Annotated in this window: 19 protein-coding genes and 1 pseudogene; 16 read left to right on the top strand and 4 right to left on the bottom strand. The window is 39.2% G+C overall.

Annotation, left to right across the window (positions count from 1 at the left end; all coding sequences use genetic code 11):
- The first annotated feature begins 360 nt into the window (after window positions 1–360).
- The 4 genes from RMZ42_RS18695 to RMZ42_RS18680 are packed head-to-tail and all read left to right on the top strand — an operon-like array spanning window position 361 to window position 3056.
- Window positions 361–1095: a DUF3865 domain-containing protein gene (locus tag RMZ42_RS18695; protein ID WP_322672791.1), complete on the top strand. Its 735-nt coding sequence runs from the start codon at window positions 361–363 to the stop codon at window positions 1093–1095.
- A 19-nt stretch (window positions 1096–1114) separates the two neighbouring features.
- Entirely contained in the window at window positions 1115–2209 is a 1095-nt protein-coding gene (locus RMZ42_RS18690; RefSeq protein ID WP_322672790.1) for an aromatic ring-hydroxylating dioxygenase subunit alpha, read from the top strand.
- A 51-nt stretch (window positions 2210–2260) separates the two neighbouring features.
- Window positions 2261–2467, top strand: coding sequence for a hypothetical protein (locus RMZ42_RS18685; protein WP_322672789.1), 207 nt, complete (start codon window positions 2261–2263; stop codon window positions 2465–2467).
- On the top strand, window positions 2445–3056 hold the full coding sequence (locus RMZ42_RS18680; RefSeq protein WP_322672788.1) for a hypothetical protein: 612 nt from the start codon (window positions 2445–2447) through the stop codon (window positions 3054–3056). The genes RMZ42_RS18685 and RMZ42_RS18680 overlap by 23 nt, the downstream gene beginning before the upstream one ends.
- A gap of 106 nt (window positions 3057–3162) precedes the next feature.
- On the opposite strand, the gene RMZ42_RS18675 is transcribed toward RMZ42_RS18680, so the two are convergent.
- Window positions 3163–3531, bottom strand: a complete 369-nt coding sequence (locus RMZ42_RS18675; RefSeq protein WP_322672787.1) for a Dethiobiotin synthetase — start codon at window positions 3529–3531, stop codon at window positions 3163–3165.
- Between the two features lie 209 nt (window positions 3532–3740).
- Between RMZ42_RS18675 and RMZ42_RS18670 the strand changes: the two genes are divergently transcribed.
- The 10 genes from RMZ42_RS18670 to RMZ42_RS18625 all read left to right on the top strand — a co-directional run bounded on the left by RMZ42_RS18670 (window position 3741) and on the right by RMZ42_RS18625 (window position 13555).
- Window positions 3741–3977, top strand: a complete 237-nt coding sequence (locus RMZ42_RS18670; protein WP_322672786.1) for a hypothetical protein — start codon at window positions 3741–3743, stop codon at window positions 3975–3977.
- A gap of 526 nt (window positions 3978–4503) precedes the next feature.
- The gene (psaC, locus tag RMZ42_RS18665) at window positions 4504–4749 is read left to right on the top strand and encodes a photosystem I iron-sulfur center protein PsaC (RefSeq protein WP_012411495.1); all 246 of its coding nucleotides are present in this window, start codon (window positions 4504–4506) and stop codon (window positions 4747–4749) included.
- Window positions 4750–5314: 565 nt separating this feature from the next.
- The gene (glmS, locus tag RMZ42_RS18660) at window positions 5315–7186 is read left to right on the top strand and encodes a glutamine--fructose-6-phosphate transaminase (isomerizing) (RefSeq protein ID WP_322672785.1); all 1872 of its coding nucleotides are present in this window, start codon (window positions 5315–5317) and stop codon (window positions 7184–7186) included.
- Between the two features lie 264 nt (window positions 7187–7450).
- Window positions 7451–9124: an AIPR family protein gene (locus RMZ42_RS18655; RefSeq protein ID WP_322672784.1), complete on the top strand. Its 1674-nt coding sequence runs from the start codon at window positions 7451–7453 to the stop codon at window positions 9122–9124.
- Window positions 9125–9156: 32 nt separating this feature from the next.
- Window positions 9157–9501 carry a type I-MYXAN CRISPR-associated protein Cas6/Cmx6 gene (gene cas6, locus RMZ42_RS18650; RefSeq protein ID WP_322672783.1) on the top strand — a complete coding sequence of 115 codons (345 nt, stop codon included), beginning with the start codon at window positions 9157–9159 and terminating at the stop codon, window positions 9499–9501.
- The gene (gene cas8a1, locus RMZ42_RS18645; protein ID WP_322672841.1) at window positions 9479–10603 is read left to right on the top strand and encodes a type I-MYXAN CRISPR-associated Cas8a1/Cmx1; all 1125 of its coding nucleotides are present in this window, start codon (window positions 9479–9481) and stop codon (window positions 10601–10603) included. The genes cas6 and cas8a1 overlap by 23 nt, the downstream gene beginning before the upstream one ends.
- Before the next feature lie 56 nt (window positions 10604–10659).
- Entirely contained in the window at window positions 10660–11106 is a 447-nt protein-coding gene (locus tag RMZ42_RS18640) for a hypothetical protein (RefSeq protein WP_322672782.1), read from the top strand.
- 35 nt (window positions 11107–11141) lie between these two features.
- On the top strand, window positions 11142–11642 hold the full coding sequence (locus RMZ42_RS18635; RefSeq protein WP_322672781.1) for a hypothetical protein: 501 nt from the start codon (window positions 11142–11144) through the stop codon (window positions 11640–11642).
- Between the two features lies 1 nt (window position 11643).
- Complete coding sequence (cas5, locus tag RMZ42_RS18630; RefSeq protein WP_322672780.1) at window positions 11644–12285, top strand: type I-MYXAN CRISPR-associated protein Cas5/Cmx5/DevS; 642 nt, start codon at window positions 11644–11646, stop codon at window positions 12283–12285.
- Between the two features lie 47 nt (window positions 12286–12332).
- Window positions 12333–13555, top strand: a protein-coding gene (locus tag RMZ42_RS18625; protein WP_322672840.1) for an ISAzo13 family transposase whose coding sequence is annotated in 2 segments (ribosomal slippage) — window positions 12333–12813 and window positions 12813–13555 — 1224 coding nt in all. Because the reading frame shifts where the segments join, the coding sequence is not laid out codon by codon here.
- A 709-nt stretch (window positions 13556–14264) separates the two neighbouring features.
- Here RMZ42_RS18625 and RMZ42_RS18620 read toward each other — a convergent pair.
- A complete protein-coding gene (locus RMZ42_RS18620) occupies window positions 14265–14429 on the bottom strand; it encodes a hypothetical protein (protein ID WP_322672779.1) in 165 nt (54 codons plus the stop codon).
- The gene (locus RMZ42_RS18615) at window positions 14426–14665 is read right to left on the bottom strand and encodes a hypothetical protein (protein WP_322672778.1); all 240 of its coding nucleotides are present in this window, start codon (window positions 14663–14665) and stop codon (window positions 14426–14428) included. Before RMZ42_RS18615 ends, RMZ42_RS18620 begins: the two co-directional genes overlap by 4 nt.
- Before the next feature lie 278 nt (window positions 14666–14943).
- On the opposite strand from RMZ42_RS18615, the gene RMZ42_RS18610 reads away from it, so the two are divergent.
- On the top strand, window positions 14944–16845 hold the full coding sequence (locus RMZ42_RS18610) for a TnsD family transposase (RefSeq protein WP_322672777.1): 1902 nt from the start codon (window positions 14944–14946) through the stop codon (window positions 16843–16845).
- 103 nt (window positions 16846–16948) lie between these two features.
- Here the strand turns inward: RMZ42_RS18610 and RMZ42_RS18605 are convergent, their stop codons facing one another.
- Window positions 16949–17143: a hypothetical protein gene (locus tag RMZ42_RS18605; protein ID WP_322672776.1), complete on the bottom strand. Its 195-nt coding sequence runs from the start codon at window positions 17141–17143 to the stop codon at window positions 16949–16951.
- Between the two features lie 144 nt (window positions 17144–17287).
- Here RMZ42_RS18605 and RMZ42_RS18600 point away from each other — a divergent pair.
- Window positions 17288–17425: pseudogene (locus RMZ42_RS18600) on the top strand (transposase); the annotation flags it as partial.
- Between the last annotated feature and the right edge of the window lie 1044 nt (window positions 17426–18469).

The raw sequence follows: 18469 nt of genomic DNA, 5'->3' as shown, positions 1-18469 counted from the left end.
AGTATCAATTTTGTCTTAGCTGTATTCAGAAATACTTGGCGATCGGGCTAGTGAAATGCGTATTAATTTTACGTATCAATTTTGCTTGGTTTTGATATGCCGCTAGTATCACCGTTTGCAAATTTAGTCCTGATATCAGTATTCAGAAATCTTTGGTAATCAACCAAGCTAACTGAGTATCAATTTTGCCTTGCCTGTATTCAGAAATACTTGGCGATCGGGCTAGTGAAATGCGTATTAATTTTACGCATCAATTTTGCTTGGTTTTGATATTGCCGCTAGTATCACCTTTTTTATATTTACACCAACTTTTGAGACAAATCGACCGACACTACTTCAACTTTTGAAAGGACTAAAATTGTGAACACATTCGATTGCCTAACTCAGCAGCTAAATCAACTGCTCGCTCAGGATTACCTGGCATTTAGTATTACAAAAAATCCTGTTGCACAAATGCTGAGTCAAGCAAGCTTTGCTCAGATTGCTTATATCATGCAGCAATATTCGATTTTTCCAAAGGAGTTGGTGGGTTTCACTGAATTAGCAAGACAGAAAGCGCTGGTAGCAGAATGGGACATTGTAGCCCAAGAACTCAAAGAAAACATTGCCGAAGAGATGGGCAAAAGTACACAAGGAATTTCTCATTACACGCTTTTAGCTGAAGGGTTAGAACAAGGACTGAGTGTTCCTGTGAAGAACGCAACGCCATCGATCGCTACATCCAAATTGTTAAGAACTGTGCAATCGATATTTGAGCAACAACTACCTAATGTGCTGGGAGCAACCTATGCGATCGAGGCAACCTCAATTCCAGAATTAACTCTGATCGTGCAACTTGTAGAGTGGTTGCTAGAAGGAGCAATGCCCAAAGATTTGCAATATTTCTTTAGCAAACATTTAGATGAGTGGGAAATTGAACATGAAGCAGGCTTGAGAATATCTCTGGCAGCATATATCCAACCCGAACAATTTGGAGAGTTTGCAGCAGGGTTTCGGGCAACGATCGATGCGATGGAAGCTTGGTGGCAGGAATTAGCACAAGAGGCAATCTCATCTGAGGTTGTTCTGACTACAGCGATCGCTCAACACCACTGATTAAATAGAACTTAACACTATGAATATCTTCACCCATTCATCATTTGTAGATGAAACTCCTAATAGTAATAAACCAAAATTTGGACTACCTGGTGATTACTACTTTAGCGAGCAAATTTTTGCTTACGAGCAGCAAACTATCTGGCGTAACACCTGGCAGTTTGTAGGACGTGAATCCGATCTACCTAATCCTGGGGATTATTTAACTTGCCAAGTTGGCGATCAACCCATGTTCGTGATTCGAGATAATAATGGTGAATTGCAAGCAATGCACAATGTTTGTCCGCATCGCGGAGCGCAGATGTTGCAAGGGCAGGGTCATTGTCAACGGGTGCGTTGTCCGTATCATGGTTGGAACTTCAATTATGAAGGCAATCTTAAAGGTTTACCTCGCGCTGAGTGTTTTCCCAATTTAGAGAAGTCGGCTGTCTATCTAGCTAAGGGACGAGTAGAGACATGGGGCGGCTTTATCTTTATTTGCTCAGAAGCAGAAGGCGAATCGTTAGTCAGTTATTTAGCCGGATTCTCAGCCTATTTAGAGCAATATCAGCACTCTTGGCAGGAACTTCAGCAGGTCGATCGTTGGTTTTATGAAGAGCCAGCCAATTGGAAATTTCCCATTGAAAATTATCTAGAGTGTTATCATTTGTCAGTTGTTCATGCCCAAAGTTTAAAGTGTTTCGATCCGAAGAATATTATTTACACTTCAACTGGGCGACACTATCAGATATTTGTTCCTTTTACAGATGATGAATTTGTCAAAGATCACCCCGCTTTTTCAGGAGAACCAAGGGGACAATCGTATCAGGGCTTCATCTTTCCTAATATGATGGTGAATACTGCAAGAGACAAAGTTTCAGTTTTTCGGCTGACTCCTTTATCTCCCACAAGAACTAAGTTTGAGGTTTTCATTTATCAAACAAAAGCACAGATTGAAGCATTTCCTTATAAGCAGGATGAATTTAGACCGGAATTTGAGCGGGTGTTAAATGAAGACTTTGGGGTGGTGCGATCGCTACAAGCAAGCGTTCATTCTAAAGCTTATGGTGTACTTCAGTTTGCAGATATTGAATATGGAATTTCTCACTTCCATCAAGTTTTGTCGAAGTACTAATTTGTCATCAATAGTCATCTTCTTTAAAGGCAGAATCCAATACCCAATATAATGAGTTCTGAATCTCCCAGTCCCAAAATTTATCTTCTTGTCCGTACAATCTTAGCCCCTACGGCGATCCATAAAGGCTTAGATGCGCGATCGCTACAATCCATTGAAGTAATTTTGCTGAAAAACGGGAAGACTATGGTTAATCCCAAATGGGGAAATTTCTATAAAAATCCTGAACAGCAAAATGCTCAAAAAATCTCTACTTAACTGTTTAATTTTGCCTTTTTCTCTAGTGCCCTGGCTCTGTATGGGAACGCTTTTTGATTCCCAAGCCAATGCTTTACCAGGACAAAGTACAGAAGAGGTAGGCACTTGGATTAAAGCACATCCGACACTCCGCCCCAGGAGAGGGGAGCAATTATTTGTGCAAAAGACTGATACTGCTGCCCAACGATTCACTTTTCAAGCGTCGGTATTGCCTCCTGGTAGGGTGGAGTTTTCCAAAGACCGGGGCACAATTCGGACTGAGCGCATTACTATGTATGATGCTATTAACGGCATGACATTTGCGCGTCTCCAAGAATCCTTGCGGGTGATTTATGGCTTGGAGATTTATCAAGATTACGATCGCGCCCAAGTTGTGTATCAATATCCCAACCAGAAGGTAGTTAATTCCGCACGTCTGGCTAAAACTCCGATTCGGGAAGCCTTAAAGGGAGAATTACGAGTAGGCGATCGCTATGTATATTGGGTGGAAGTTGCCCAACCCAAGAATGGCAAAGCTTTTACCGGTCAAATGACCGTTTTGCTCAAAACTGATTTAGGCAAGTTAGAAAATGAACTGCAAATTCGTTAGTGGGCGACAAGAGGAGGCAGGAGGCGGAAGTTCTTTAATTTTGAATTTTGAATTTTGAATTTTGAATTTTGAATTTTGAATTTTGAATTTTGAATTGATTTCTCCCTCATCTCTTCCCCAACTCCATAGTCGCTAAGGTTTGCCATATACCCGAAAAGATACTTTCAGCTGCTAAGGAAATTCGTAGTAAATCTTCTTTGAGTAGTGGTGGCCAATCAACCCCGGCTTTACGCCCTGCACCAAATAGTTGTTGCGCCTTAATGCTTAACTGATAAAGGGCTAAAGCCAGTTCTCGGTCTACGTTCTTTGCATCTTTGAGGGCTTCAAACACCACTTTCAATGCCAACAAAATCGAAGTGATCTGACCGGGTACCGGCGGTTTGCCCTGTTTCATACGCGTTAACAGCGCATCTGGGTTTTCCTCGGTTGTGATTGTCTGATCTATGAGGAGTTTCCTAGCTGTTTCGTAATTCATGTAGTCAGTTTAGCGTACATTTTGCTTCAGCAGTAATACTTAATTAAAAAGTAATAAAACGGCTTTATAGTTATTTATAGCAATCTCTGATGATTTGTGAAATGATAGGCGTGGGGAAAATGATGAGGAATTGGCCATGCTCTAGGTTAACCAGATAGACTGAATATAATATCTTTGAAAAATACATCTGACTAGGAATCAAAAGTAAAATGATCTCATTGAATTTACTAGAAATTGAGCGCTCTATCCTTGCCTTGTCTGTGGAAGAACAACTTTGGTTGTTAGAAAGTATTGTTCGACAAATCCGAGAAAGGGAATATGTAAAAGATAATTTTAATGATGCTAAAAATCTAGATGAACAACTGCAAGTAACCGCTACCCTGCCAAATATTCAAACACAAATTGCTACTATAAATGATGAGTTTGCAATTTCTGAAATCCTCTGATGATATGTAGGAAAAAATATTATGAAATTACCAGGCCTAAAAAATTAAATATACAAGTTATTAGTGAGCGATCGCAAAAAAATTGCTGAGTGCGATCGCAATCTCGAAATTAATCATTTACATCGCACTCAGCAGTTTTATTCAGTAATGAAAACAAGTTTTTGCGTAATGTAGATTGCCAAATTGTTTTCATTTACACGGAGATGTGGCGATCGCAAAATCAAATTATTAACCAAAATCCCCATAGTTAAAATTATGGAGATGTCCCTATTTACTTTTAATTTTGTTTCATTTGTCTTTACGATTAAACCCTATTATGGTATGTAACTGTGGGAAATACGCTCTGATGATGTTGCTGATTATCAGTCAATAGGGATAATCTCGCAAAAGCAAATTTTAACGGTGCTTATTACATTGTTTAAAGTTATGTAGCCTTTTGATTACGGCCTATCAACCACTGCGGTAGACTATGCGTTGATTATGATTCTTTCGCAGAAAAGAACACTCGAAAGGAGCCGTTTTTTCAATGTCTCATACCGTAAAAATCTACGATACCTGCATTGGCTGCACCCAATGCGTCCGCGCTTGCCCTACTGATGTACTTGAGATGGTTCCTTGGGATGGCTGTAAAGCTGCTCAAATTGCCTCTTCACCCCGTACAGAAGACTGCGTGGGCTGTAAGCGCTGCGAAACTGCTTGTCCCACCGACTTTTTGAGCATCCGGGTTTACCTGGGCGCTGAAACAACTCGCAGTATGGGTCTAGCTTACTAAAAAGCTGAGTGCTGAGTGCCCAGTGCTGAGTGCTGAGACAAAAAGAAGTAAATCAGAAACACAATTTCTTGATTCTTCACTCGGAACCCAGAACTCGGAACTCAGCACTCAAGACTTTTAATTGTCTCAATAGCAAGCACCTTTACGATCGTAGAGGGGACACTGCCCGCCTTACGAAATCGCAATTTTAGATTGGGGATATAATCTCTGGGTATCTAAATCCTAGAAGTTGTATTTGTACCGTCAGGTCAAAAGCTGACGGCGAATCCGCTGTAAAAAAACCTAAAATCCATAACAATAGCTAGTAGTCTGCCAACCTAAAAATGTTAGGTGGAGGTTGGGTAAAGGTTAAAGGGACTCATGGTAAGGGATAAAAAACCTTTTCCCTTGCCCCTTATCCCCAGAGGGGACCCCACTTTCCCCCTTACCCTTTTCCCCGCTTGCGTTGCCAAGGCGAACTACTAGTGGTAGGGGAGTAAATCACTCCCTTTTTCTTTGCAAAACGTCCACTTTATGCTACCTACTATACTGGATTTAATCATCCTGAAAAAAAGTGGCGTGAAGAATGTGCGGAATTGTTGGATATATAGGCACTCAAGCAGCGACAGACATTTTACTAGCTGGACTGGAGAAACTAGAGTACAGGGGCTACGATTCGGCTGGAATCGCCACTGTTTGGGAAGGTGAGGTAAATTGTGTGCGGGCAAAGGGTAAACTCCATAACCTGCGTTCTAAACTGGAACAAATAGAAACCCCTGCCCAAATTGGTATTGGTCATACACGCTGGGCAACTCATGGCAAACCAGAAGAGTATAATGCCCATCCCCATTTGGATACAGCAAAGCGAGTGGCAGTGGTGCAAAATGGCATTATCGAAAACTACCGCGAGTTACGCGAGGAACTCAAAGCAAAAGGACACGAATTTCGTTCTGAAACCGATACCGAAGTCATTCCCCATCTGATAGCCGAATTTTTAAAGAATCTTCCCCCTTCATCTCCCTTCATCGACGCAGTTCGCCAAGCCGTTAACCATTTGCGTGGAGCGTTTGCACTTGCAGTTATTTCTGCTGATTTCCCCGATGAATTGATTGTTGTTCGCCAACAAGCACCTTTAGTAATTGGTTTTGGTCAAGGGGAGTTATTTTGTGCCTCTGACACACCTGCGATCGTTGCTTACACCCGTGCAGTGCTACCTCTGGAAAATGGCGAAATTGCCCGCCTCACACCTTTGGGCGTTGAGATTTACAATTTTGCTGGCGACAGGTTGAAAAAACAACCCCGGCTGCTCAACTTCAATCCGGCAATGGTAGAAAAGCAGGGATTCAAACATTTCATGCTCAAAGAAATTCATGAGCAACCAGGAGTAGTAAGAGCGAGTTTAGACGCATACTTTAACCCAACCGAATCTACCGAATCACCAATCAATCTTGGTTTACCTGAAGATTTATATACCGATTTAGAACAAATTCAGATCGTCGCCTGTGGTACCAGTTGGCACGCAGCATTAATTGGAAAATATTTAATTGAACAATTAGCAGGAATTTCAACTCAGGTGCATTACGCTTCTGAGTATCGCTATGCACCATCACCCGTGACGGCTAACACCTTGATCGTTGGTGTTACCCAATCAGGTGAAACAGCCGATACCCTAGCAGCTTTGACGATGGAAAAAGAACGTCGCCAAGGGAAAGAACCCAAATATCAAGCGCGACTACTGGGCATTACCAATCGTCCTGAAAGCAGCCTTGGTCATCTAGTACCTCATGTCATCAGTACCCTAGCAGGAATTGAAATTGGGGTGGCGGCGACAAAAACTTTTACTGCTCAACTGATGGCGTTTTATGCTTTGGCATTGGATTTAGCAGCTCGTCGTCAGACAGTTTCAAAAGATACACTAGATCAAATTATTAATGGGTTGCGACAGATTCCCAAAGAAATTGAAGCGACTTTGGCAAATCAGGAAAGTTTAACTGAACAGCTAGCCCATGAATTTGCTGAAACTCAAGATTTCATTTTTGTGGGTAGAGGAATTAACTTTCCCATTGCTTTGGAAGGGGCATTGAAATTAAAAGAAATCAGCTATATTCATGCTGAAGGGTATCCGGCTGGAGAGATGAAACATGGCCCGATCGCACTTTTAGATGCGAAAGTACCAGTAGTTGCGATCGCAATCCCTGGTAGTATTTACGAAAAAGTTATTTCTAATGCCCAAGAAGCCAAAGCCAGAGATTCTCGCTTAATTGGCGTGACTCCCGTCAACGATAGCGAAGCTGCGGAAATATTTAACGATCTTCTTCCCGTCTCTCATGTAGAAGAGTTACTTTCTCCCATCCTTACAGTAGTTCCCCTGCAATTATTGGCTTATCATATTGCCGCCCGTCGCGGTTTAGATGTCGATCAACCAAGGAATTTGGCAAAAAGTGTCACGGTAGAATAGTATAATTTTATACTTCAATTTAAAGTGTAATGGCTTCTGAAGAAGTTCTATGGCTTGCAGAAGCCATTTTTATGGCAATGATTATAAGTATAATATATTTATTAATACTTAAGTAACTATTCGCTGGATTTGCAGTAAAGGGTAAAATTATCCAAATGCGATCGCAAAAACCTGAATGTATATTTTTACAACGTCTTTATACTACAGACAAGTCTGTAAAAATTTGAGCCTATAACATACAAGTTAATTACATCTACCAACATTATGAGTGAAATCCATCTACGTCAAATAAAGTCATACCTTCAAAAAACATTTAATGGTTTGATTGACTTATCAGATTATCAAAATAAATCTGAAACAGACAGAGAGTTAATTTTCTTAACAAGAAGTCTAGCTGCATTTACTTTGATGGTTTTAGCTAATATCTCTCCTCAAGAAGCATCAAAATCGATAGTTGATGGTGGACAGGATAATGGAATAGATTCGCTTTATTTTGACAGGCGGGAAAAAATAATGTATGTATTACAGTCCAAATGGAAACAAGACAGTAAAGGTAGTGTTAAAACAGATGAGGTAATGAAATTTACTAGAGGTTTTAAAGACTTGGTAAATGCTAGATATGACAGATTCAACTCAAAATTTAATAATAAAACTCCAGATATTGAAGAAGCGCTGAATGACGCAGGAACAAGATTTGAAATAATTCTTGTCTATTCAGGTCAAACTCCCTTAGCAGATGAACCAAAAAGAGAATTGGATGATTTATTAGGTGAGATGAACGATTCATCAGATATTCTTAGTATGAGAGTTTATAACCAGGCATATATATATAACATAATATCTCAAGGAGCATCTGGCAATCCTATAAATTTAGATGTTTGCCTATTTGAGTGGGGACAAACAAAAGAACCCTATCAATCATATTATGGGCAAGTGTCTGCTAGGGAAGTAGCTGATTGGTGGACTAAACATTCTCCTAAATTGTTCTCTTCAAATATTAGGCTTTTTGTAAAAGATAGTGAAGTTAATGAAGGTATTATCAATACACTAAAAAAAGAACCGGAAAAATTTTGGTATTATAACAATGGCATAACAGCTTTGTGTTCTAGTATTGGGAAAAAACCGCTTGGCGGTAGTGGAAGAGACACGGGTATATTTGAATGTAAAGATGTCAAAGTAGTTAATGGCGCTCAGACTGTTGGATCGATAGCAAGAGCATATCAAAATTCTCCTGAGCAAGTTGAAAAAGCAAGAGTTCTTATTCGTTTTATTTCCTTAGAAAATTGTCCTGAAGAATTTGCTACAGAAATTACTCGATTCAACAATACTCAGAACCGAATTGATCGTCGAGAATTTGTAGCTCTCGATCCAGAGCAAGAAAGAATAAAAAATGAACTTCACTTAGAAGGAATTATTTATACTTATAAGTCAGGTGAATCAATCCCAGATGGAGAAAAAGGTTTTGATTTAAATGAAGCTACAATTAGTCGAGCGTGCAAACAGAATGAGGTTTCTTTCGCCACGCGAGTTAAAGATAAAATTGGTGTTTTATGGGAAGATATAGAAAAACCTCCATACAAAACTCTCTTTAATAGATCAGTAAATGGTTCTAACCTTTGGAAATTAGTTCAAATCTTAAGAGTAGTAGAGAATAAATTATCAGAAGTACAAAAACAACGAGATGGAAGAGAAAAGTTATTTGCTACTCATAGTAATCGTCTCATACTACACCTGGTTTACAAAGCCTTACCAGAGAATTTTTTTAGCATATCATCTGATTTAACCCCAGTACAAATTGATGATATTCAATCTATGACCTCAAAGTTCTTGGGTAGTATTATGAGTGAAAGTAGCAACCTATTTCCAACTTCCTATCCGGCAAATATCTTCAGAAATGTCACAAAATGCCAGGAAATTGTGGAAAAAATTTTAAATTAAGTACAATATTGTAAGAGTCCCAGTAATTCGAGTTGGTACAATTTAACCTGATTGGTGAGACAGTACCTCTTGACCACGGCCATGAGTTATTTTCTACGATCGCCCACTTTGAATCTGAACTTCATAAGTTAAATACAGTTGGAATTCATACTATTGCAGGTATTCCGAAGGAAGGTGTAATTCAGCTAACTAAAAATTCTAGGCTTCGGATTCGGCTACCAGTAGATCAAGTGCGTTTGGTTTATCCGTTAGCAGGTAAGTCGCTGAAAATTGGCAAACATACAATTCGCTTGGGGATTCCTGAAATTTATTTGCTTGAGCCTGCTGAGAGATTGCGATCGCGTATGTTGATGTATAGAAATCGATGTCGAGTATAAGAAAGCAGTTTCCTATGCTCATCAACATTTTGCTAAACAACTCTGTGATAAACAAGGTCAATTATTAGGAAAATCAATTGGTGTAGCAGGGTGGCTATATCCAGGATCTGTAGTTCGTCATGTCGCTTTTACAAAAGAAACTAGGTTTGAAGAGAAACCACAATTGGCTTTTGCTCTTTTATATGCTCTTGTTGCTTGCCACTATTTTGTTTTGCGATCGCATACCAAACTGGAACATATACAATATGCCCTAGTTATACCTGAAGTGGTTGACTTAGAAGTTTATGCCCAGGAATACTGGAATTTGAGAAACTTAGATTACAAGAATTTTCATGTATCTAGCTTAGGAGATGCTGCATTAAAATACCTTACTTACGAAACAATTATAAAACTGCCTACACCCGCTCAAGTAAAACGATGCCAAGTAATATTGTTTGGAACGGTAATTTGGTCAAAGCAGCAAAAAACTCGCATAGAAATAGCAGTGGTAGAAGCGACTGAAATAATAGATTTTATCTATAAGCTTAGTCGTATTTATTTTCCCAAGTACCAAATTATTAAATATAAAAATAAAAATATTATCATTAGCGATGTGTTTACGGGAACAATTGCCGATAACTTAGTAAAAGGCTTTCCTTGGTGGGCTAATTTATATACAATCTTTAAAAATAAAAGTTTATTTAAATTTATTACTAATGATGGAGTTTATAAAATGATTCAAAACGCTGAATGGAATCTAGAAAGTCAAAAACTCTTCATTAAAGCTTGTCATGAGGCATTGAAGAAAATATACGCTAAAATTTATGGACGAACAAATGAAGGTCAATATGCTCAAATCGAGCGAGAAAATATACGTATTTTATCGCAACTAGGACGTTGTACAAATGCTGAAAATTTTCGGAAATTTATTGCGGAGTTTTGGGGAAGAGCAGGTCAACTTTCCATTTTAGAAAAACACTGGGAAGAATTACTGCCATTAACTTCTGGGATAATGGATTGGAAAGTAACCAGAGATTTAACTTTTATTGCTCTTGCTAGTTATCCAAAAAGCAATATGGTTGAGAAACAAATATCGGAAATCTCTGATTCTAATAGTGAATAATTACACATCTTTTGACTTAATCAAATACAAAACAGGAACTTAATCGGCAATTTTAAATGCTTCATTTATTCGGCAATATTTTGACTAGCTATGGAACCGCAGCTAATAATCGTGGGGAAAATGAAGGTAATATAACTCCCTTACAAAAATTAATTTGGAAAGGTGAAGTTCATACTACCATTTCATCTGAGGCTATTCGTTGGGCATTACGGTACTACTGGCAAAATGTTGGCTATCCGGTGAATCGACGTTGGGATGAGAACGCTCAACCAGTAGCGGATCATGTTTGGCAAGACCCCAACTTTGATGATATTCACTTCATTGATGATGATGTTTTGGGATTTATGCAGGCAGAAGCAGCAAAAGTGGAAGCGTCAGATGAGTCTGAAGGTGAGACCCAGGAAGCATCTCAGCCTCTCAAGATGAGAACAAAAAAAGTTCTAAAGGTAGGGATAAACAAACTTCTCCACGTAAGGGAAAGCAAAAGCCTAAAGGAAAAATAACTGCTAGACGAGGTGTATTAGAAGTTACCCGTGCAGTGTCAATGATACCCTTTACGGGAGACATTACCTTTAATGCTGTCAGTGGAGTCAAAGGACGAAATTCCCTTTATGCCACAGAAATTCATGCTACTCGTTATCAATATGGTTTTGCATTGACACCTGATAGCCTCAAAGATAAATCTCGCATCCATCCTGTTCTAGATGGTTTGATTTCGATTGGTGAAGTGGCGGGAAATCATGCCCGTTTTTTGTATGATTTCTCCCCTGAAAGTATTGTACTGCGGTGGACACATGATTTTTCCCCTCGTTTTCTATATTGCTTTGAGCAAGACGAACTGGGAAATTTGTCAGTATCCAACTTAGTACGACAGGTAGAGGTAGGAGATATTGATCCCAAAGAATTATGGATTGGAGGCTTAATTTCTCAGGGTTTAGAAGATTTGGGAGCAAATGTGTTTCCTGGAGTGAAGTCGGCAGTCAAAGCATTAAAACAGGTCATAGCTGAAGATTTGCAGTTGTCATCGGGGAGCGATTAAGATGACAACAATTGCTTTGAAAGTTGAAGTAGCTATTGCTTGTTTTCGTCACTCCCGTGCTAGAGAATATGCTGAAACGTATCCAGTACCTCCACCTTCTACGGTGTACGGGATGTTACTTTCTCTGATTGGTGAGACAGATCGTTATAAACATTGTGGAACTCAATTAGCGATCGCGCTCTTGTCTAAACCAGAAAAATCTATTGTAATTCGGACTTTTCGCAGGTTTAAAACGAAAGATATCCACCACCCTAAGAATGCTAAACCTGATTACCAAGAGTTGCTAACGAACGTTGAGTTTGTAGTTTGGGTGAAAACAGACAAAGCAAAGCCTACTTTAGCAGAACTTTTGCAGCAGGCATTTGCGAACCCAGCTTCTATCAATCGATTTGGTGGACTGTGTTTAGGTGAAAGTCGGGATCTAATCAATACTGTTACCCTTTTACCTGAGAACTATCATGCTGAGTCGCTGTGGTGGTTAGTTACAGATGAAGATGGTTCGCTAACCCTACCTTACTGGGTTGACCATGTTGGGTCTAAGGGACTTCCAAAAAATAAAACATCCCAGCAAAAGATAATGATAATCATTGTAGGAGAGGGAGAAAGCGGCAGCCGATGGCTGCCGCTTTCTCCCTTTTTGTAGTAAATTCAGTAATAATAATTGAAATTTCGGGTGCAGCAGGGGTGTCTATAGTATTAACTTCTTCACTGAAACAACTATTGAAACAAACAGCATCTCAATTAAAAGGAGCTGCAAAACGCAAATTTCTAGCGTCAACAGTACAGGGTTTAGGTCTAGGAGGGCAGAGACTTGCAGAAATAGAATTGGGCTGGAATCGAGCTACTATCCGTAAAGGGATGAAAGAATTAACAAGCGGCATTACTTGTGTTGATAATATGAGTGCTAAAGGACGCTATCAAGCAGAATTACACTTACCAAATCTTTTAACAGACATAGAAAATATAGTAGATTCCCAAAGTCAGACAGACCCAACTTTTAAAAGTCAAAGACTATATACTCGTTTAGGAGCGACTGAAGTTAAAAAGCAGCTAATAGAAAGATATGGTTATAGTGATGAAGATTTACCTACGTCAGAAACGATTCGTTTAAAACTTAATGAATTGGGCTATAACTTGAGAAGAGTAGCAAAAGTTCAACCTCAAAAAAAATTCCCCAAACCGACGCAATCTTCAAGCAACTAGAGATAGTAAATCAAAATGCGTCTGAAGACAAAAGTATTTTACGTCTCTCGCTGGATGGGAAAGCTCGCGTCAAAATTGGTTCATTTGACCGAGGAGGTAAAAGCCGGGCTTCGGTTAAAGCTGATGACCATGATTATCATCCCAAAACAACCGTAACTCCTTACGGAATATTCCTTCCAGAACTAGATGAGCTTTTTTTATATTTTACCGAATCGAAAGTTACAAGCGATTTTATAGTTGATGTTTTAGAGGATTTTTGGTTAAAAGAAAAATCTCGTTTTTCGCATATTCAAACTCTACTGCTTAATCAAGATAATGGCCCAGAGAATAGTTCTCGGCGTACCCAATTCATGAAACGGATAGTAGAGTTCGCCCAAAAACACTCATTGAATATACGTTTAGCCTATTATCCTCCTTACCATAGCAAATATAATCCGATAGAGAGGACATGGGCAGTATTAGAAAATCATTGGAATGGTAGCATTTTAGATGAAATAGAAACGGCTTTAAACTTCGCTGCTAGTATGACATGGAAGGGTAAACATCCAATTGTTAAGTTAGTTACGGGGACTTATGCCACCGGAGTGAAACTCACAAAAAAATCTATGTCGGAAATTGAGAAACAAATTGAGCGTTTGACTCATTCTCAAAACGAACTTTTCCCTAATTTAGGTAATTGGTTTATTGATATTAATTTTGCCAAAACGTAAGTTATAAATAGTAATTTATAGCTTTATAGTCTTAAATAAACATAACTTCACTTTGCGATTTGCTCCCGCGAGTGTAGATTTTTTCATGCTTACAAAGGGGGAGGAGAGCGGCAGCCGTCGGCTGCCGCTCTCCTCCCTAATAATGATTATCATTATTGTTTAACTGCTAAAAGATTAGTTTTTTGGGACAATTTATTCTTTGGAAGTCCCTAAGAAAACGCGCTGGCAGTGTTATGAGCTTCAAGAGTCCCAACTATGGCAACCACCGGATTTATCGTGGACTACAATTCAAACTAGTTGAAAAAAGAGGATATTTAGATTTTGACAAGGATATCTGCTTGTTGAGCCGACATAAAGAGATAAAAAGTCGGTATTCTTTACTGAATCAGCAATTCAGCGTTTTCATTATGATTGGCGAAAATATAAGTTCTTTAACATTAGATGTCGTCAGACGTTGAGCAGGACAGAAATGATGGGGGTCGCACCAAGCAGCAAGCAGTTCTTTAACATTAGATGTCGTCAGACGTTGAGCAGTTTGCCTGTTTGAATGGGGACAAACAAAAGAACCCTGTTCTTTAACATTAGATGTCGTCAGACGTTGAGCAGTCCTCGGCTGCTCAATTGGTGCAGGAGGCGATCGCGGTTCTTTAACATTAGATGTCGTCAGGCGTTAAACAAGATCCTACTTCTCGTTGCCATAGTTTATGCTTCAAAAATTTCCTTCAAGCCTCTCCTCTTCATGCGAAATTTTTGTGCGAATTTGTTCCCATTGCTCAATCTGCTTCTGTAGTTGCAATTTGCGATCGCCCTCAACTGCACCAAGACCAGTAAACAAACCCTGACCGTTCAACTGATCGCTGTAAATAGCAATCAATTCAGCCAGTGCTTTTTTATGCCTTCCATCTCCTCCTCAGTGAAGGAATTTACATCTAGGCAAATCAGTCGTCTGCCAATTCTCTCCACAAGCTCCGATCTGCTTATATCAAAATTGGAAGCGATCGCATCTAATCCTTCAATACCAGTGGGAGTAAGGGCTAGGTTGACCCTTTTCTTCACCTCGTCGTACATCTCTGGTACGTCTTTTTGTCCTTTCTGCCCTTTCTTTCCCATTAGTACCCAGCTATTACACACCTCCTAAATCATAGTCAACAGCAAGCACTACGGGTAGATTCTATAAATTGCTCAAAGATATTTAGTTATTGTGTAATACCTGAATTATTAATAATATAGGCGTTGTGTAATACCTAAATTTTTGATGATAGAGGACAAAAATCCTCATAATTTTGTTTGCTGTAGAGAGAAAGGTGTGGAAGGCGATCGCCACAAACTTGAAACACTTTGGAATTTACAAAAATATTCTTTTCAGGTTTCAACATAAGAAAGAATCTATGCTTGGCTTTTTCCCAGCCCCTTATCCAGATGAAATTTTATACAGTATCTTGGCTCGCTACCACATTAGGAGTGGTAACACAAGTCCAAAAATAACTCTAAGAGAGCTATTTAATTCTCAAGATGTAATAGCTACTGTTGACTTACCTTCTAACCTTAATTCGTTGATTGAGAATCTACAATTTATCTCGAATTATCAAGTAGAAGATTTGATATATAAATATACCCTCTATCCTTTCTACAGTGTTTTCCTACCACCAAAAAGAGCCAGCCAGGTGATGGAGTCTATGAAAGCAGATTTCGGAGGAGATATTCATACCAGAACCGGAATTATGGCAAGTTCGTTGAAGATGCAGAGGTATCTACGATTTTGCCCAAAATGTTTGGAAGAAGATTTGCAAAACTATGGTGAGTCCTACTGGCATAGACTACACCAAACACCAGGGGTTCTAGTTTGCCCAGTTCATGGTGTGACTTTGCAAGATAGTACAATTTTTATGCAAGGTTTTAACAGGCATGAATACTATGCTACAAGCCAAGAAAACTGTCCTGTTGTACCGATACAACAGACTTACAGTCAAGAGACTTTAAAGAAGTTACGACTGCTGGCTCAAGATATTTCATGGTTGATAACTAGTAATCTTTTCTCTAAAGAACTAGAGTGGTTTCAAAGAAAATATATAGCTTTATTGATTGAAAAAAATTTTGCAACGGCAACCGGGCGAGTAAACCAGAAGAGGCTACTAGATAATTTCTTGTTCTTTTATGGTGCTGAAATGCTTGAGGCTGTTAACTCAATGGTGAATTACGAAAATGAGCAAAACTGGCTATTCAGCATTGTTAGGAAGCATAGAAAGTCATTTCATTCCATCAGACATCTACTGGTAATTAGATTTTTGACGAATTCTATCGAGGAATTTTTCAATACGGATTATCAGTATAAACCTTTTGGTGAGGGGTCTTGGCTGTGTCTAAATGCTGCGGTAGACCACTACCTCAAGCCAGTGATAACTAATCTTGTTGTCACTCACTGTTTGGATAATAAAAAGTACCTAACGGCTTTTTATTGTTCCTGTGGGATGGTTTATTGCAGAACTGGCCCTGATGAAACTGATGAAGATAAGCAGCGAATTGGCAAAGTCTTGACATACGGTCAATTCTGGGAGCAAAAGCTAAAAGAACTGGTAGAAATCCAAAAGTTAGGTCTACGGGAGACAGCAAGACAACTCAAGGTCGATTCCAGAACAGTAAAACGCTATACTGCCATACTTAAGCTAAAAACTTTTTGGAAATCTTCACAGGAAAATCAGCTAGTAGACTTAGAGGAAGTTTTAGACTCAAATCTAAATTTAGCCAGCGATCGCAAAGTAAAATACAGGGAAGCTTGGAAAGCTTTACAAAAGCAGTACCCAGAGACATCGAAAACTACTCTCAGGGCATTAGCTAAGGCAACATATATTTGGCTATACAGAAACGATAAAGAGTGGCTCAACAAAAATTCGCCTTCTTTAAAAATGCCTTTCCCTTCCGTCGGTAAAGTTGACTGGGTAGAAAGAGACAAGCAAGTTCTCGAAAAGGTAAAAAATGCTGTGCGATCGCTTCTGAGTGCAGAAAAACCTGCGAGAATAACTATTGGCAAGATAGGGAAAAATATTGGCTTACTAGCACTACTCGAAAAACATTTGGCAGAAATGCCACTGACTAAGGTTTATTTAGAATCAGTCACAGAAACTGTAGAGGATTTTCAGATTCGGCGTATTAAATGGGCAATTAAGCGGCTTGATGATTGCGGAGAAGAAATTCAGCCTTGGAAGGTGATTAGGCTGGCTGCGCTACGAGGAAATTGCTCTGAGAGAGTACAAGCAGCTCTAGAAAATGAGCTTTATAAGCAACCGTATTAAGTTAATAATATTTTCTTGATCATAGTTCTGTTGATCAAAAGCTTCAAACAAGAAAGAGACGTGTTAAATCCACGTCTCTAAGTGATGACAAAAATATTGAGTTCTAAGCTACATCCGCGACCAGTAAGCCGTTGACAGCAATAATCAAAAGCAGCGCTGAATCAGAAGTGTCACAGCAATGTCTTTTATCGCTATTACAGGGTTGCGCTATCCATTTGCCTTCAAGATTCTGGTAAAAAGTTCCCAGAAGTTGGGAACCGTTCCAAACTCGATACAGTTCTCCCAAATCGTCTGGCACTGAGTCAATTTCAATTTCTGGCGCTACTGCGTGCGTCAGCTAAGTGGTCAACATATTCCTCAAACTCTGCTTGAGCCGAGGCTTGGTTGTCAAACTCATCTTGTACAATCATCTGAGTAACCTCATTGATGGGGTTATGAGTTTATGAGTGACCTAATTCCAGAACCCAAACCCGGTGGTCGCAAACGTGAAGTTGATATGTGGGAAGTCTTAAACGCGATTTTTTATGTTTTGGTCGAAGGAGTGAGATGGCGAGCGTTGCCTGGGGACTTTCCCGCTTGGCAGGCAAGTGATGATTTTCGTTTGGTCGCACCTTGAAAGGGCTAGTCTAGCTCTCTCTCACAAAGGAAACGTGTTTGTCGGGCGAAAGTTTGGCTTCAGGAGACTTCCAAAGAATAATTATCAAAACAGAATCTAGGAGCCAGAAAACAGGTATGAATTCTGTACGAGTGGCGGATGAATAAACGGGTTTAAACCCCCACGAAATCGTAAATTTGGTGGTCTTCAATCAGCGGTGGGTCAGAATCAATCTTCGTGAGGGATTCTGACTTCTGAATTTTTGTTCAATATTCACTAACTATTTTAAATATCTTTATTATTTGTTTAACTGTCTTAACTGTCTTAACTGTCTTAACTGTCTTAACTGCCTGCTTAACTACCTGCTTAATTTTCTTAAGTAGTATTGCATTTTATTGGCAAATCTGAGATGATTTATAGATTAAAGTAAAAGTTTACCTTTAAATAAGCTTACCTCTGGTTATTTAAAGGTAAACTTTTACTTCACTTCTAAAGATCATCAGGTAAGTAAGTCTCTGTACTACTAAATATCAGGGATTGCCGTCAATATTCACTTTATTCCTTAACTAATACTGTAAGAATTTGAGGTAAGTTCAATAGATGAAACCGTAAAAACTGGCTGGGTTAGATGGTATTTCTGGCATAATCTTAATCACATCAGGAGGGTAGTTATGCCACAGTTGCAGCTACTATCACAGCCTGCTGAAACCCTTTGGAGCGTAGAAATCCCTGCTAGTCTGATAACAATTGTCGAGAAATATTGTAGCCCAATATAAAATTGAAGCGATTTTCAAGGACATTTATGCAGAACGGAGTAAAAAGCAATTCGTAATAGCGGGACTTAAACATTTTTGAGGCAGAAACAAGCTTCAAGCCTATACAGGGCAAGGGAAATACACCATTAGCTCAAAAATGGCTCAAACCTAGATATATCAATAAACCAAGCAAAACGATGTCAAAATATCTCTGTATATAGATTTGAGACTATTTTATGGGTGTTTTTTGTCTAAGTCCCAATAGTTATTCAGT

Origin of the sequence: Nostoc sp. DedQUE05 (assembly GCF_034530955.1) — a bacterium.
GTDB lineage: Bacteria > Cyanobacteriota > Cyanobacteriia > Cyanobacteriales > Nostocaceae > Nostoc.
The sequence above is the reverse complement of the archived record's forward strand: the minus strand, read 5'-3'. Positions and strand labels throughout refer to the sequence as shown.